The organism is Acaryochloris sp. IP29b_bin.148, from assembly GCF_028285565.1.
Taxonomy (GTDB): domain Bacteria; phylum Cyanobacteriota; class Cyanobacteriia; order Thermosynechococcales; family Thermosynechococcaceae; genus Acaryochloris.
Genome location: NZ_JANQOY010000008.1, coordinates 1 through 17339 on the forward strand (window position 1 = coordinate 1; position 17339 = coordinate 17339).

A 17339-nucleotide genomic window follows, 5' to 3' on the forward strand; every position below is an offset into this window, starting at 1 on the left:
CGTTTATCGATGGTATACACATCGAGGAGGACTCTAATTCAATAGATCGCGAGAAGGTCGCCTGATGCTCTCTCATACACCACATTTGACTATATCTCATTATACGGATGAGCAAGTTGAAGAAATGAAGGCTAATGTGACGCCTTTGCTGACTGCAGCGCCAGAGGATGGCAAAAATACTGTGATTGTCGGTCATGACGATATCTTTGAGGCTGCGACGGGTATTTATCCCGATCCTCAAGGAATTGCTTATGTACTGACGCCAGATGGAAGTGGTGGGTTTACGTTACAGGCCAATGTGTTGCCTGATGAATGGGCAAAACTCTAAATAGCGATGGGAACCACCGTTTTTAGCACTGACGGTGGTTCTCTCAGTACTGAATGTGCGATCGCACGATGGTCTCGCAACAATTGCCCCTATCGCCCCAGTCTCGCAAGGGAGTATCGAATCGAATCGCTCTCAAACGCTCTAGGTGAGATGCTCAGGGATAATCTAATCTGTGCGGTTATTTTTGAGTAGTAGATAGTAGAGCTGACCTGAACCTGTCATCACCCCTGCTCGGGCCTCGGCTTTCGGTCCTGTGCCCATAAAAAGATCCACTCGACCTGGCCCTTTGATCGCACTCCCGGTATCGTGATCGAGAACAAACCGACTGACCTCTTGGAACTCCAACTGCTGGCGCTGATTGTAGTAAGGCAATGATGTGCGGATTAAGGCTAAAGCGCCAGGCGGCATCAGCGATTTATCGGTGGCAATCGAGCGCTCATCCGTCACCGGCACACTTAGATTACCCATAGGGGGCGATCCAAAGGTTTCCCGAAAAAAGACAAAACTCTGATTACGAGGAATATATTGATCTAAATCTTGGGGATTTTTCTGAAAATATTCAATCAGCAGCGGCAAACTTAGCTCTTCCAGGGTGAACTTACCATCTTTGACCAAAGACTTGCCAATACTGGTATAGGGATGATCGGTCTTACCCGCGTACCCCACTGACATTTCGGTCCCGTCCGTTATTTGCAGGCGTGCTGATCCCTGCACTTGCACTAAAAAGGCTTGCAGGCGATCGCGTAGCCATACTAACTCCAGCCCTTTGAGGGGACCTTGCGATCCTTGCAACCCATCGGTACCCTCTAGCTCCGCTCGGGTAGGATGGGGTTTGGGCCATTCCTTAAAACCCGCTGGCGCTTGATATAGAGGATAGCGATACTCTGACGTTGGGGTGCGGCTCGCCGGGAAAGTGGCTTCATAATAGCCAGTGAAATCAACGTTGCCTTGTTGGTCATTCCCAACGGATTGATAGAACTGAAACTCCTTCATCACAGCCGTTTCTAAGGCTTGCGGTGACTTCGCCTGCACGACTAACTGCCGGAATCGACGGAGACTGCGGGTAACGAGATCGCGCGTAATCCCGGGAACGGGATAGTTTTGGTAGTCTTTCTCTGCTTTATCAGTGCCCAAATACTGCAAGCTATGGTCAATCGCTGTTAATAATGCCTTTTGGTCGCCGCCCGGGTGGTTAGGCCCTTGCCACACCTGCTCGTCTTGGGCGAGTCCCGCTGGTAGCTGCGTGGTGGGCACCGTTTTCAAGGGAAGCTGAGTGGCGGGTGGGGCAGGGGTAGAGGCTACCGTACAACTCACCAGTAAAGGCAGAAGATAAAACATGGTGCGATCGCATAGAAAAAGTCTAATAACGGTCGACGCTCGATAAGAACACAGGTTCCACTCGAATAGCCGTAATACTGGCGGGTCGAACCACCATATATTCTCCCTGGATATTTTTAATCGGGATGTTAATAAATTCCTTAGATTCAGCTTTAGGCACTAACTCATTGCTGTACCACTGCTGAAACTCTTGAATCGTGGCAAACCGAACCTCTTCCTTGTGACCCCCTTCGATAAATAGGTGGACCGCATATTCATTGGCAGTTCTGGGCATGGTTGGATTTAGTGAAGTACTCCGAGCTAATTATGGACAAAAATCCCGCAAAAATAACGGACTGTCAAATCTCAATACACGGGTTAGCCTTTTAACTGATCGTTGGCTGAACTGATCATCTCTGGTGAACCGTTGATAAGACGTCGATCCATTGCCGATTCGCTCCTTAGATGAAAACAACCGCGTGTAGCAAGGAACGTACGCAATATCCATCCATGAGCAGGGCATAATAAATAAATTAAATTTCACGGCAAATAAAAATAGCTGTTTTGGGATTTTGCTGATCGTTATGGGTTGTTTTTTGGTTCTGATCGTTAATAAATGGCTGAAATTGGGAACTTTAAGGACATAAATGGTGCTCATCTCCAAATATGGGGTAATTAGAAGACTTTTTCTAGTTTTTATACCCGTCTGTCTATGACGCAGCCAGTATCAGTTCAGTAAAAGCCGGTATGACTCGTGTTTGGGCCTGAAACAGCTGAGTGTCATTAAACCCGAGTTTGACAGTGTCTAACTATCGCTAACTGCAGAATGTAGAAGAATTAAAATGAAAAAGTCATTTTTCTGGGTAAGGCTGTCATTGCATCCATCGCCATCACTCCTAAAAGTTCATTTTTGAATGGATCGTCTTTATCTTTAAACGTTACCGAATGAAAACCAGTCCAGCTATCGCGTTAGCACTGCAGTCACTCCCTGGCAAATGGGGGATGTGGATGGGGCAGTCTATATTGATGCTGGCTCTCTTGAGTACAGCCAAGGTGAAGGCTGCAGAGAATATTCTCGTCATCCATTCCTACCATCCAGAACTCTCCTGGACTCAGCAATCTAAACAGGGAATTGACGACGCCTTTCAAGACCGTCGGCCAGAGGCCAAGGTTTTTCATGAATACCTGGATAGTAAGCGGTTACCCGCGTTGGAGCATGCACAGCTCTTTTTAGATCTGATTGATCAGAAATATCAACAGGTTCCCCTGGATGTTTTGATGGTGGCCGATGATCCGGGGCTCAGGCTGATTTTGTCAGTCCGTGAAAAGTATTTCCAAGATCTACCCATTGTGTTTATGGGCATTAACCATGTTCAGCCCGAGCTATTCAATGTCCCTGGGTTAACCGGGGTCTTTGAAAAACATAGTTTGGCCGAGACAGTGCAACTGGCAAAACGACTGACAGGGACAGAGGGCTTGGTTGTTATTAACGACACCACTGAAACGGGACAGGCCAATATCCAACGCATCAAGGAGCTAACAAAACTGCCCAATGCCCCGCAAATGATCAAAGTCATCAATGATGTCACCCCTGAAGAGTTGGCCCAAAGAGTATCCGCTTATCCTGCTCATTGGCCTGTGATCTCCTTAGGTCAACTCCGTCAAAACGATAGCACTGGCAAATTAATCGATTATGAGGTGGATACCAAAATTTTAAGGACCCAGCTTCCTAATCCAATCTTTACGGAGACCATGATGCGGTTGGGACCTGGAGCCATTGGCGGCAAGGTCTTAGATGGGGTCTATCATGGCGACCAAGCGGTGCAATTGGTTGAACAAATTTTGGATGGGACCGATCCGGCAACGATAGAGCCGATTGTGGAGTCAAGAACACGTTGGCTCTTCGATGCGAGAGAACTCAAACGGTTTCAGATTAATCCTGAGAATTTACCCGTGGGCAGCACGGTGTTGTACAGCAACCCCTCCTTCTACGAACAGCATCGGAGTTTGGTCTGGATCGTCGTCATTGCCTTTTCCAGTGCGCTGATTATTATTGCCTTACTGATAGAGGTCCTGCGTCGGCGGGCACAGGTCGAGAAAACCCTGCGGGACAATGAACGACGTTATAAAGACTTAGCAGAAGTGGGTGCCAATACCTTTTGGGAACTGAATGCGGATTTGTCTTTATCGTATGTATCCGATCTCCAGGGACATCAAACCTCAGCCATCTCTTCTCAGGCGATTGGCTCATCCTTATCGGAGATCTTTGCAGACGAACGGACGTTTGACTTTAATACGAAACGCCTAGACACCATTTTGTATTGGCGTCGACCCCTGCAAGACTTTATCTTCTTTGCCAAAGAAGATAATCAAGAAATGCGGATCTTTAAGCTGAATGGCAAACCCATCATTGATGATAATCAGTTATTTCAGGGATATCGAGGCATTCAGCGCGATATAACAGAAGAGTACTTCTTAACGAAAAAGATTGCCTATCAGGCGACCCACGATAGCTTAACTCATCTGCTGAATCGGACAGAATTTGATGGTCGGTTACAAGACGCCGTCCATCGGGCCAGGGAAGATCAGACGACGTTTGTCTTGTGCTATCTCGATTTAGACCAATTCAAGTTGGTCAACGATACAGCGGGACATATTGTCGGCGATCGATTACTCACAGAACTGGCGCAATTACTCCAGCAAAAGATTCGCCCTAATGATGTTCTGGGGCGATTGGGCGGCGATGAATTTGGGTTATTGATGCAAGACTGCTCGTTACAGGAGGCCCAAGCCTGCTGTGAAATGCTGGTGACCACGGTGCAAGATTTTCGATTTCAATGGCAGGATAATCAGTTCCGAGTCGGTGTCAGTGTTGGCCTGGTTGCCTTTGTAGATGCAAGCTATACCGCAGAAGCCTTGCTGAGTCGAGCAGACTTAGCTTGCTATAAAGCCAAGGATGCTGGCCGGGGTCGAGTCTATGTTGCCAATCAAAATGATCATGAAATTGATCGCTACCAGTTGCAAATGGCCCATATTGCGGATATACCTCAGGCCATTGAAGAAAACCGTTTGTTTTTGGTTAAGCAACCGATCCAATCCATTGGTCACCCTGTTTCACCCTATGCTCACTATGAAATTCTGTTGCGATTGCGAGATGGCCAAAATAATATTATTGGTCCTGGGTTGTTTATCCCTGCAGCGGAACGGTATGGCGTCATTGGGTTGATTGACCAGTGGGTGTTAGAAACCACGCTCAACCAGTACTTTCAAGCGGGCTTAAAGGATACGATTGTTTCGATTAATTTATCAGGGGCGAGTATTAATGATGAACGGGCAACGGCCTATGCGATCGCACTCATTAACCAGTCCAAGGTCCCCCCTAGCAATATTTGCATCGAAATTACGGAAACGGCTACGATTGCCCAATTAGATCAGGCCCTGCGGTTTATCGAACCGCTGAAAGAGATCGGGGTGAAGTTTGCTCTAGACGATTTTGGCAGTGGTGTCTCCTCCCTGAGCTACTTAAAGAGCCTGCCTGTGGACTATCTCAAGATCGATGGCAGTTGGGTGAGGAATATTGCTACTGTCGAGAGCGATCGCGAAATTATTTATCTGATCAATGAGTTGGCCCATAACCGGAGAATGCAAACCATTGCTGAATTTGTGGAAAACGATCAGATTTTGGAACAGTTGCAGATTATCGGGGTGGATTATGCGCAAGGTTACGGAATTGGCAAACCCGAGCCGCTAGGGATCGACCAATTAATCATGAGTTGATGGGGCCTACCCCAGGGATTGCAGCAACGCCAGATCCACATACTCAGCCCCCTCAGTTTGACCGGCCATTACGGTCAAGGGTTGGCCAGGATTGCCCAGGCTATCAATCACGAGTAATGCCCCGGCAAAGGCCTGAGTCTGGGTATAGTCATTGACGGTAATAATCGGACGACAGCCCGCCGCACAAGCCGCCTGGCAGCCCACCTGGGAATCTTCGAATACCAGACAGTCGGTGGGTTCCAGCCCGAGCTGATTGAGCGCATAGTGGTAAATGTCGGGTGCTGGCTTTTTGGCGGACACGATATCGCCAGCGGCAATAGTCTCAAACCACTGGAGGCTAGCTTTGCCTAAGGTCTGTTCTAATAAGGTCACGACGTTGGGGAGATCGCTGGTGGTTGCGATCGCTAGCCGTATTCCCTCGGCTCTGGCCTCCTGCAACAAGCGTTCTACGCCGGGTCGCAGCGGAATTGTGCCCTGAGCAAGCAAAGCTTGGTAGTAGTTATTTTTGGCCGTATGCAGGTCCGCAATAAAGCCCTGCAAGTCTTGAGGCGGCTGCCAATGGGAACAATGATGCTGAATATAAGCGGAGATCCGTTCTTTGCCTCCAGCCACTTGCAAGAGCTGCCCGTAAAGCTCAACGGACCAGCGCCAGTCTAACCCGGCGTCGGTAAAGGCTCGGTTAAAGGCCACTCGATGGCCGTCTCGTTCTGTATCCGCTAGGGTACCATCGACATCAAAAATCAGAGAGTGCAGCACGAGCTAAACGTGGAGATCCGTCCTTTCCAACCTATCAAAGATTGGGCTGGCGATGGATTGCCCCATGCTCTACTTGGGCTCCATATAGAGCTGGGTGACATAAACGGTCTCTCCCTGTCGCCAAATGCCTACCCCTGTTTCCGTCATTTGCGGTAGTAAGACATTTTTGCGGTGAGCGGGACTTTTCATCCAACTGCTGACCGAGAGACCGGCTGGATCGCCCGCACGAATGCATTTCATCAGATTCTCACCAATCATATAGGCGCTTAGACCGGAGGCTTCTACACGACGGCGATGGTTACGGCCTTGACGATCGATATGGCTATAGAAGTTTTGGCTGGCCATTTGCTGACTGTGGGAACGGGCGATCCGTGACAAGTGGCGGTTGAGTTGTAAGGGGGACAGTCCATGACGCTGACGTTGCGCATTGATTTGTCGCAAAACCTGCTTTTCCATTTGGGCAATGGAGTTGGACTGCGCTGCAATTTTGAAGGTCGTCGTGCGAGGATGCATGACGGATTGAGATGAGAGCGATTGTGCTTGACTGGGTGCGGCCATCATTAGACTCAGGGTGAGTGAAACAGGCCATATCCACCGTTGAGATGGCATCGACATAGGGAAACGGAGCGCTTGCTCCTTATTGCTGGACATTTGGTTCTCCCCCGACAAATCTTATTCGACAAAAATCGCAATGTGTTTATGAGTATGACAAGGGGATGTTTGCGATCGCGTCTATGGAAACCAATAAGTTGTCTAATTTGTGTATAACTTTTCCACATCTTTGTGAAAATCTCGGTAATGCCAACGACAAATATCAAAGCTTTTGCCGTTTAGTGCACTATTTAAAGAATCTTGAGTCTTCTATTGACACGTTGCCAATTGTCAGATACTAAGCTTGTTTTGTCCTAATAACAAACACTGTGGCTTTCGACTGGAGGATTAAAAGCATTTTATGTTTAATAGGTAAAAACAGTAGATACGCGAGTTTGTCGCCCTATCTGTTATGTCTGAGTTAGCAACAATCCCACGCCCATCACTGCAATTGCAGCGCCCCACCAGGCACGATAACTCACCTGTTCTCCCAGAATGACTGCGATAGGCAACACGAACAGTGGGCTGGTGGCATTGAGCGTTTGGGAAATACCAGTCACGGTGTACTTGAGAGATAACTGCTGTAACCAAATGCCTAAATAAGTCCCCGCAAAGGCAGCAGCAAAGAGTCGCAGCTTTAGATCGGTGGTGTTGAGGGCTCGCCACCCCCTTTGTCCCGGACGTCTCAGCATCCCCCAACCCAAGACAATCACCACACCTGCCACCAGCCTTAAGAGGGCTCCCCATTGTGGACTGACCGCAGACTGATCTAAGGCCGCGCGAGAACAGATGGCACCGATCGCTTGAGCTAAAGACGCGAGTAGGGCATACCCGAAGCCCCGCCATTGCATACTGCGCTGTTCGTGGTTCGTGATGCGCTCACTAATAACCCAGATAATCCCCAGAATAGTGACGCCAATGCCTACCCAGGCAAAGGGAGAGAGCTGCTCCTGCAAAAATACTAGAGCAAGACAGGCCGCCATCGGCGGGGCTAAAGTGCCTAAGAGCAAGGTTCTTCGAGCGCCCAAGCAACGCAACGCTTCCAGGTAGACGGTATCACCAAAGCCAATTCCGATGGCACCGCTCAGTAACAATAACAGGCTATTTTTGACTGCCAGATGGGGCACAATCTGTCCTTGCACCACAAGCGTGATGATCAACAGAACAATGGCAATCACGCCTTTCCAAAAATTTAAGGCTAGAGCTGGGACTTGTCGTCCCAAGGTCGCATAAATCACGGAGGCAACGGCCCATAAACAGGCGGCACTGACTGCTGCGACTTCTCCAATCATGGTATTAGCATCCGAGTTCGCAAGTTTAGCACCTTATGGCAACCAAAATATTGGCAACAGAGCCTTCTGGGTTTCTCGGTCGTTCGAGAGACCGAGGGCAAAGTCATTTTGCACCCTGCGCATCAAGGTTCTATCTCTAAGATATGCATGAGCGTGTCATAGCGAAATTCCTTCAGTAGTTTTGAGGTTGCATCAACCATGTCTGCATAGGCTTGAGGAACCTCTGCCAGTAATTGCCTTATCGAGTACTCATCCAGCGTACGAATGGCCTGATGCATTTGCTGCTGCCATTGGATGGGCATCATGCCAAATCCTTCTTGAATGAGGTCTGCTGGGGAAGCAGAATGAGACGTTTGTGAGAGGGAGCAGGGCAGAGAGATCGTGTCAAACTCTACCTCTAGAAGACATGCTATGCACTCAAAGACTTTATCTTCGGTAAATGGTTTGGCGAGAAAATCATCACAACCTGCAGCGAGGGCCGCTTGATGATCTTCAGCAAAGGCATTAGCCGTAATCGCAATAATCTTGGGCATCAAGCCTGACTGTCGGATCTGCCGAGTAGCTTCTAATCCATTCATGTATGGCATGTTGATATCCATACAAATCAAATGGGGTTGCCAACGCTGAGTGATCTCAATAGCCTGCAAACCATCGATCGCATCACACACCTCAAATCCGGGGATGGATAGCATTTGTGATAACACCGCTCGATTATCAGGATTATCATCCACAATCAACAGGCGATAGGATTGGTGCGGGTGTTTTAACCCTTGAATATTGTGATAGCGGGGAGATTGCAGTTCCTCTACGTCTGGATCCACCGCTAATATCTGAGCGTAAATATCGCAGGTGAACCGACTGCCTTTCCCTAAAGTACTGCTGACTTGGAGATTGCCTTCCATCATCTGGGCAAAGTTACGACTAATGGGCAGGCCCAGTCCCGTACCTTGATGATGTTGTTTGCCAGATGCAGATTGAATAAAGGCTTGAAAAATACTGTCTAGATCCTCTGATGCAATCCCTGGACCCGTATCACTGATCGTAAATTGTAGGTGTACCTTTTCAGGTGAGGTGTCATAGCTCTGATCTAACACCTGAGTATGGAAGCTAATTTGCCCCTCCTGAGTAAACTTCAAGGCGTTGCTCAAGAGGTTGAGCAGAATCTGTCGTAATTTGACTTCATCAGCCTGTATAAAACGAGGTATATCAGACGTATGGGTAACCTTGAAAACCAAATTTTTTGCTGCAACTTTAACTTGGAAGGTTTCGTGAATATCGTCTAAAAACCGGGGCAAGTCGACGGGTTTAGGATTAAGGGTGACTTTGCCAGCCTCAATTTTGGACATTTCTAAAATGTCATTGATTAAGGCCAGTAAATATTCCCCATTGCGGTTGATGGTCGTCAACATTTCATGGTGTTCGTCAGAGATGGAACGATCGCGTTGCATCAACTGGCTGAAGCCAAGCACGGCATTGAGCGGCGTACGCAATTCGTGGCTCATACTGGCAAGGAATTCGCTTTTGTGTTGAGTGGCACGCATGAGTTCTTCATTCGTGCCTTGGAGTTGGGCTTCTGCTTGTTTGCGATCGGTAATATCAAGATTGATGCCCACCGAACGAATCGGTTGCCCCTGGCTGTTCCGTTCAAGGAAGGCAGTGGCTAAAATGAATCGGACTGAACCATCGGGACGAAGGATGCGGAACTCTTGAGTATAACGATTCGCTGTGCCGTTGATGATATCCGGTGTATGAGCTTCTAACTGGGCTAAGTCTTGAGGATGTACAGAATTGGCCCAATCTTGATACGTCCCCTTAAAGGATTGGGGGGATACGCCATAAAGGGCAAACATCCGATCGTCCCAGGCCAGAAGATCCTCCTGGTGATCCCACTCCCAAATCCCAATTTGAGCAGATTCAACGGCTAGCTCTAGTCGTTCTGAAAGCACTTGTAATTGCCATTCAGCTTGTTTGCGATCGGTAATATCAGAATTCATGCCGACCAAACGAATGGGTTGTCCCTGGTTATTCCGTTCAATGGAGGCAGTGGCTAAAATGAATCGGACTGAACCATCTGGATGCAAGACTCGAAACTCTTGGCTGTAACTTTTCGCTTGGCTGTTGATACTATTAAGGGTGCTTGCTTCTACCTGGGCGAAGTCCTCAGGATGTATACCCTTGGCCCAATCCTGATAAGTTCCCTCAAATTCTTGGGGGGATACACCATAAATGGCAAACATCTGATCGTTCCAGGTCAAGAGATTCTCCTGGTAATCCCACTCCCAGATGCCAAGTTGAGCCGATTCAGCCGCTAGTTCTAGCCGTTCCGAAACCCTTTGCAATTGATATTCGGCTTGTTTGCGATCGCTAATATCCTGAAACTGGACAAACTGATGGCCAATACCGTCAAATTCAAGATAATTGCTCGTGATTTCCACTGGATAGATATGGCCATCTTGCGTTTGATAGCAGGTTTCGTACCTAGCATAAATTTCAGAACGAATGGTAGCCCAATGCTCGGACCAATCCTCAGCCTGCAAGTCTGGCGTAATCTCCCAAATCGATCGCTGCTTTAATGCATTTTGTCCGTACCCTAAACTGATGCACGCGGCTTCATTCACACGGGTCAACTGCCCTTCTGAATTAATCCAGAGAATACCAGTGGCCGCGTTATCTAAAGCGAATTTTGTCAGGATTAACTCTTGCTCTTTGGCATTCCGTTCACTGATATCTAAGGCAATCGAAATACCACCATACACCTGGCCATCCGCATTAATTTTAGGTGCATTAAACCATTCACAGGTGATATATTTTCCCGCCTTGGTCACATTCTCATTGATGGCATGAGATCCCCCTGCCTGAGTCAAAATGCCCGTTGCAACTTCATCCACATAAACTTTTTGATTCGGAGGAACGATCAAACTAAAATGTTGGCCGATGGCGTCCTCTGCCCTAAAGCCAAAAATTTTCTCAGCGGCAGGATTCCAAGTTGAAAACTCGAAGTCAGAATTCCACTCAATCACTGCAGCAGGCGTTTGCAGAACGATTTGTTCTAGCCTATGTCGAGATTCTTCCAGGTTCCGGGCTTGTTTCTGACTGGCTGTGTAAAGCTGAGCATTTTCCTCAGATGTGTCTCGTAGTGCTTGAATGAGTTGTAGCTGTTCTTGCTCTAGCTGTTTGCGATCGCTGATATCAATGACAACACCATCCCAAACCACATCACCATTCTCTAGCCGTTCTACGTGAGACATATTTTGCACCCATCGGAGACCTTGGTTCGGAAGAACTAAACGATAGGAACTCGTAAAGGGTTGTAAAGTGTCGGCTGATACCTGGATGTCATGGCTGATCCGCTCCATATCATCGGGGTGGATTCTGTCCCAAACCTGAGTCGTATTTTGCAAGGCCACTTCCACATCCAGCTCAAAAATTTCTTGCATCTGGGAACTCACATAGGTCAATTCATCCTGACCATCAGGATGGAGGACATAGCGATAGATCATCCCTGGAACATTTTCAGTCATGCGATGAAATTGAGCTTGAGTCTCTTGGAGGGCGAGTTCCGCCGCCTTGCGCTCACTAATATCTTTGATAATGGCTAAAGAGCTTTGGGCTTTTTCCCCAGGGATATTGATTAAAGAGACCGTTGTGGCTGCCCAAACGATTGAACCATCTTTGCGTACATATCGTTTTTCAAGGGTAAAGCAATCTATTTCTCCACTATAAAGTCTGGTGAGATAAGCTTTTGACTCTGCTAAGTCCTCAGGGTAAGTGACGTCTTTGATGGTGAGCTGGAGGACTTCCGCTCTGGTATACCCCAGCATTTCACAAAAATAGTTATTGACTTGAATAATTTGATTGAATTCAATGCTATTCTCAGCAATGCCGACTGCTGCTTGTTCAAAGGCTGCTTTGGCCCTAGCTTCGCTGAGTTTTAGGGCTGATTCTGCGGCTTTGCGATCGCTTATATCTCGCAGAATGGTTGAGAGGTACTCGACTTCTCCCTTCTCTGATTTGTGAGCAATAATGACTTGAGAAGTGGGTATCTCTTCTCCAGAAGGGGTCAGTAAGGCCGTTTCACCCGACCAAATATCCTGCTCAATCGCGGTGGGTAGCCCCTCTTGTTTAACAATTTCAAAGGCCCATTTGGGATACAACCTTGAAATGGGTACTCGCTCCTCATGAATCTTCAAATCTGGACGTAATGTCCTAAAGGGTTGATTCTGCCACAAAATTCCGTTCTCCGGCTTGCAGACACCAATAAAATCGGTTGTCGATTGCAAAATTTGAATCAGTCTATTTTGCTCTTGTTCAAGTTGCTTGCGATCGCTAATATCCATAACAATCCCATCCCAGTGGGTTGCCCCATCGGGCTGTCGGCTGGGACGAGAAATAACTTGCACCCATTTCAGACTGCCTGAAGGTGTAATGATGCGAAATTCGTGATTAAACGGCTGTAAGGTTTGATTGGCCGCCGCCAGCCTCTGATCAATGCTCTGTTTATCTTCGCTGTGCTCGAAATCCCGCAAACTATACTGACCCTCGATCAGGGTTTGAGCTGATAACTCATAGAGGGTTTGGCAATTAGGACTGATATAGGAGAGGGAATCCGCGCTATCCCCCGTCATACGGGTTTGGTAAACCACACCTGGGATGTTATCGACCATATTCCGTAGACGCGTTTCACTGGCTTGGCGTTTTGCGGTTTGCACGTCCAGTTTTTGTTCTAGCGTCTGCTTGAGCAGCGCATTCTCCAAAGCAATGGCCGCTTGAGCGCAGAGAAAGTTGAGGACGGTGATGCGATCGCGACTGAACACACCCGCGACCGAGTGATGCTCTAGATATAGCAATCCAATCAGTTGGGTCTGGTGCAGCAGCGGCAAACATAACACACTGAGATGGGGATGGTCTTGCAGATATGGATCAACGATGGGCAGCGATTGACTGACCCCATCGATCACCAAGGCTTCTTGGGTCCGTTGGACATACTGAAGCAGTTGAACCGGCAGATGGAGATTGTCCGTCATCGGGTCTGAGACCAGCTGGGTGGTTTCAACGGTTGCCGTTACCTTCACCTGCCAAACATTGTCGGCATCAGGCAACAGCAGCGCCAACCGTTCTGCCCCCGATGTTTGCAGCATCATTGGCGCTAGTTTTTGCAGCAGGTCACTCAGGCCAATACTTTCAGACAGGGTCTGGGCCGATTTAAAGATTGTTGCCAGGTCAAGGACTGTATTGAAGCGGTCGGTAGTAGGCTGGAAACTCCTGCTAGAGGAATGAACAGACAGAGACAACGGCGCAATACTATGCAATGTTGCTAGGGGATCAATCCCATCTCTCTGCTCGAGAATGGGTTCAAGCAACGATGCATAGCGATTTTCTAGGTCATTCGTTTTGGCCTTCGCACCCCATCGCTCATAACAACAATACGCCTCTTGCATGTAGACCGCAGCTATCTTGTCTTTGCCCCAGTCGAGATAGAATCTGGCTGCTCGTTCATTTGCCAGGGCTTCTTCTTGGATGAATTGATTTGCTTTGGCTCCTGCGATCGCCTTGTCGTATAACTCTAAAGCTGCAATTTTATTATTTAAAATTCGATATTTTTCCGCTTCAATTAAATCAAATTTATGTTGAAAATTCATTGGCGCATAATTTGCCAAATCTTGATATATTTTTTGATTACTTTCTACTGTTTCTAAATACTGATTAACTAAATTTTCTTCCAAGGGATTTGCAAAATCAATATAATCTAGATAGATTAAAGATTCATAAAAATAGTGAATGTATTCTGTCAACCAGCCACTAACACTATCTAAATTTTTTGCAGATTTTTGTATGTTTGCTAAAGCAAGATTGGTATTTAAGAATAGATACTGTAAACTTGCTTCATGCAAATAACAATGATGTAAGCTAAATCGATCTTTAGCTGTGGTTAGAAGCTCATTTATTTCCTTTAGGTTAAAAGAATTACCTTCTAGACTATTGGGCTGTTCTAATTGATCTGTGAGCTTGGCGACCAGTTGCTTCAGAAATCGATTAAGACCTATGGCAAACTGGTTATTTAGTTGCTCAAGTGCCTGGTTAGCTTGAATAATTTCAGTTTGTACAGTAGTTAATAACTCACCACTAAAAAAGAAATTTAGGCATTTTGAACCTATAGCATATCCAGCAAATTCAAAATCTCCACTTTCTAAACCACTCGTATAAGCTGCTGACAATAATGGTCGTGCTTCTCGAAGATGAGATTTAAGGTAGCTTACAGCAGAACCTACTACATGGAAGACGCGACTTTTAGTGGGATTCTGGGGAAAAATATCTACTACAGTTAGACCAAGCTGCCTAAACTGATAGAATTTTTCAATGTCTTGTTCTATAAGCTTGACTAGAGCTCCATACACTACATAACCATATGCTGAATAAAGTGAGTTACCATGTTCTAATGACAGTTCGACCAATTTTAGGATAATCAACCAAGATAAATTGGTGTTACTAATCAGTGCTGATGCACACATAGCAAGTAAAATTTTGGCTGCTGCTAACGTCTCTGGCTCTTTCAGCAATGGCAGTTCTTCAATTTTCTGGATGCTGAATTGATTGATACAGGGCTGAAACCTACTATATTCCTGCTTGACTTGCTCAAAACTGGGTCGATCAGGGAAATAAATTCCTAATTCTTGTAATATCTCTCTACCAGTTAATATTGCTGAACTATAATTTTGTTGTGTAGCATAAAATTGAATTTGAGTTTGTACTGCTAAAACCGTATCTAAAATAGTCTTGGCATTTTGATTGATGGTATTTACCAGAGATTCCAATACGGAGAAATCACCCTTTAAATAAGCTGATTCGGTAGCTAGATTATGTAAATTTAAAGTGAGTTGATAGTGTCTATCCCAAGAGTTATCTCCCAACAAAGATAATCCTGTATGGGCATAATCAAAGCTAGCTTGATAAGCAATAGCATTTTTAGCCTTTGTACCCGCAATTAAATTCAGTTGAGCTAATTGATCTCGTTCGGACTGTAGTGAAACTAAACTTTGGCCAAGGTTGAATTGATTGACAATATCAAATATGTTTGTTTTTCTATTTTTTAGAGATGAGTCCTGGTTTAAAAGTTTACCAATCTGATAATGGGTTTTAGCTTTCTCTGATTGAGGAATCAAAGTATAAGCAGCTTGTTGAACCCGATCGTGCAAAAAGCGATATTCAATAGAGCTTTCTTCAGAACTATTGGCAACCTCATCCTCAGGAGACAAGCGATAAATTTGCGTTTCAGGAACAATTAACCCAACTTGCAAAGCCGACCACAAATCATCAGTGATTGCTAACTCGGATTTCTCACAAACAACCACTAAAGTAGCCACGTCAAATCTGCTGCCCATACAAGCAGCAAATTTCAACACGTCCTGGGTCGTCTCAGGCAGTTTGTGTAACCGTGTGGCCATGTATGCCAGTAAATCATCACTCAAAGCTGCTTCTTTTAACTGAGATAAATCGCATTGCCAACACTTTTCTTCTCGATCAAATGCAATATAGTTATCTTCATAAAGACCTTGTAGAAACTGTGTGGTAAAAAATGGATTACCCTGAGTCTTTTGGTAAATCAACTCTGATAACGGTCTGGCGACGACCTCAGAACAGAGCAATGAGTCTGAAACGAGCTTATTGATATTTGCCTTAGATAAAGGGTCTAGATGAATCGTGTGGATAGAGGATTGGTCCAGCTCAACTTCTGACAAACACACCATCAAAGGATGAGCAGGACATACTTCATTATCTCGATAGGCCCCGATCACCAGCAATGAATGGTCATGGTTGCCTGACTCACTCATTAACAGTTTGAGTAACCCTAAAGAAGCCGAATCTGCCCATTGCAGATCGTCTAAGAAAATGACTAAGGGATGCTCTTGCTGGGTAAAAACACGGATAAATTGATTGAAAACTAAATTAAATCTATTTTGGGCCGCACTAACCGATAATTCTGGAGCTTTTGGTTGTTTGCCTAAGATAATTTCTAGACTGGGAATAACTTCAATGACGACTTGAGCATTGTTTCCCAATGCAGTTAAGATGGCTGCTTTCCATTGAGTTAAGTCTGCGTCGGATTCGCTCAGGAGTTGTTGGACTAAACTGCTAAAAGCTTGGACAAACGCACTCAAAGGAATATTGCGATTAAACTGGTCAAATTTTCCTTGGATAAAATAGCCTTCTTGCTGGAGGATAGGCTTGTGTACTTCGTTAACGACAGCGGTTTTGCCCACTCCCGAATAGCCCGCCACCAGCCTCAGTTCTGATGCCCCCTGGACTACTCGCTCAAAGGCATCCAACAGTATCTGAACGTCCGCTTCTCTGCCATAGAGTTTTTCAGGAATGAGGATGCGATCACAAACATCGTTCTGCCCCACTTCAAATCGTTCAATGTCGCCTTGTGCTGTTAATTGAGTGAGACAGCGTTGCAGGTCATCCTTGAGTCCTAACGCACTTTGATAGCGATCTTCTGCATTTTTAGCCAGGAGCTTGGCCACAATATTGGCCACAGTTGTTGGCACCCCAAACCCCGTCAGTGAAGGCGGCTCCTGAGCAATATGGCAATGGATCCACGCCATCGGCTCCTCGGCTTGAAAGGGCAGCTGCCCCGACCATAATTCAAACAGCGTGACGCCCAAACTATAAAAGTCACTGCGAAAATCAATCCCCCGGTTCATGCGCCCGGTTTGCTCTGGGGCCATATAGGCCAAAGTGCCTTCTAAACCCTTGGGATTGCCGATAGTCTGAGTTTCTTTGAGGAGGCGGGAGGCAATGCTAAAGTCAATCAGTTTGACTTGAAGTGTCTGAGGATGGATAAGGATATTGGCAGGTTTAATGTCCTTATGTAAAATTTGCTGTTGGCTAAGATATTGGAGAATGTCGGCCAGCTGGAGGGCAATTGTTAACCCATCCTGGAGAGAGACCGCAGCCTGTAAGAACTGCGAAAGGGCAATTCCCTGAACATCTTCCATAATCAGGGCATAGGAATGGTTACAGGGTTCTAGACCCAAAACCTGGATAATCCCTGGATGCTTCAGATCATGACCAATGTTGAATTGATTGCGAAAGGCTAGGTGATCGGAGGCTCTCAAGGCCACCTGGGGCGGAGTGGTTTTGATGATAACGGTAGTTTGATCCGCACTCCGCAAGGCGCGATAGACCAGGGAGTATCTACCCTCATGCAGAAGTTCAAGGGGCGCATACCCTTTAGGGATCAGTTTTTGAGGTAGGCGAACGTTTGAGTGGTTCATGTT

The 17339-nt window shown here is 46.5% G+C and carries 7 protein-coding genes and 1 pseudogene; 2 read left to right on the forward strand and 6 right to left on the reverse strand.

The genetic code is table 11. The features are described from left to right. Positions 1-100 precede the first annotated feature (100 nt). Positions 101-328, forward strand: a pseudogene (locus Q0986_RS00725) (histidine phosphatase family protein); the annotation flags it as partial. A 165-nt stretch (positions 329-493) separates the two neighbouring features. On the opposite strand, the gene Q0986_RS00730 reads toward Q0986_RS00725, so the two are convergent. Both Q0986_RS00730 and Q0986_RS00735 read right to left on the reverse strand, forming a co-directional pair. After that, entirely contained in the window at positions 494-1666 is a 1173-nt protein-coding gene (locus Q0986_RS00730; RefSeq protein WP_299402327.1) for a murein transglycosylase A, read from the reverse strand. 22 nt (positions 1667-1688) lie between these two features. Then, positions 1689-1940 carry a hypothetical protein gene (locus tag Q0986_RS00735; RefSeq protein WP_299402329.1) on the reverse strand — a complete coding sequence of 84 codons (252 nt, stop codon included), beginning with the start codon at positions 1938-1940 and terminating at the stop codon, positions 1689-1691. A gap of 650 nt (positions 1941-2590) precedes the next feature. Here Q0986_RS00735 and Q0986_RS00740 point away from each other — a divergent pair. Further along, positions 2591-5422, forward strand: coding sequence for an EAL domain-containing protein (locus Q0986_RS00740; protein WP_299402332.1), 2832 nt, complete (start codon positions 2591-2593; stop codon positions 5420-5422). A 6-nt stretch (positions 5423-5428) separates the two neighbouring features. Here the strand turns inward: Q0986_RS00740 and Q0986_RS00745 are convergent, their stop codons facing one another. The 4 genes from Q0986_RS00745 to Q0986_RS00760 all read right to left on the reverse strand — a co-directional run bounded on the left by Q0986_RS00745 (position 5429) and on the right by Q0986_RS00760 (position 17336). Continuing rightward, entirely contained in the window at positions 5429-6178 is a 750-nt protein-coding gene (locus Q0986_RS00745) for an HAD family hydrolase (protein WP_299402333.1), read from the reverse strand. Between the two features lie 69 nt (positions 6179-6247). Beyond that, a complete protein-coding gene (locus Q0986_RS00750; RefSeq protein WP_299402335.1) occupies positions 6248-6829 on the reverse strand; it encodes a CAP domain-containing protein in 582 nt (193 codons plus the stop codon). A 350-nt stretch (positions 6830-7179) separates the two neighbouring features. Beyond that, positions 7180-8061: a DMT family transporter gene (locus Q0986_RS00755; RefSeq protein ID WP_299402337.1), complete on the reverse strand. Its 882-nt coding sequence runs from the start codon at positions 8059-8061 to the stop codon at positions 7180-7182. Between the two features lie 122 nt (positions 8062-8183). Beyond that, positions 8184-17336, reverse strand: a complete 9153-nt coding sequence (locus tag Q0986_RS00760; protein ID WP_299402340.1) for a PAS domain S-box protein — start codon at positions 17334-17336, stop codon at positions 8184-8186. Between the last annotated feature and the right edge of the window lie 3 nt (positions 17337-17339).

Bases quoted from the DNA above. Each gene is read 5' to 3' on its own strand.
- Q0986_RS00740 (WP_299402332.1), top strand. From the start codon at position 2,591: ATGAAAACCAGTCCAGCTATCGCGTTAGCACTGCAGTCACTCCCTGGC.
- Q0986_RS00750 (WP_299402335.1), bottom strand. From the start codon at position 6,829: ATGTCCAGCAATAAGGAGCAAGCGCTCCGTTTCCCTATGTCGATGCCA.
- Q0986_RS00735 (WP_299402329.1), bottom strand. From the start codon at position 1,940: ATGCCCAGAACTGCCAATGAATATGCGGTCCACCTATTTATCGAAGGG.
- Q0986_RS00760 (WP_299402340.1), bottom strand. From the start codon at position 17,336: ATGAACCACTCAAACGTTCGCCTACCTCAAAAACTGATCCCTAAAGGG.
- Q0986_RS00730 (WP_299402327.1), bottom strand. From the start codon at position 1,666: ATGTTTTATCTTCTGCCTTTACTGGTGAGTTGTACGGTAGCCTCTACC.
- Q0986_RS00755 (WP_299402337.1), bottom strand. From the start codon at position 8,061: ATGATTGGAGAAGTCGCAGCAGTCAGTGCCGCCTGTTTATGGGCCGTT.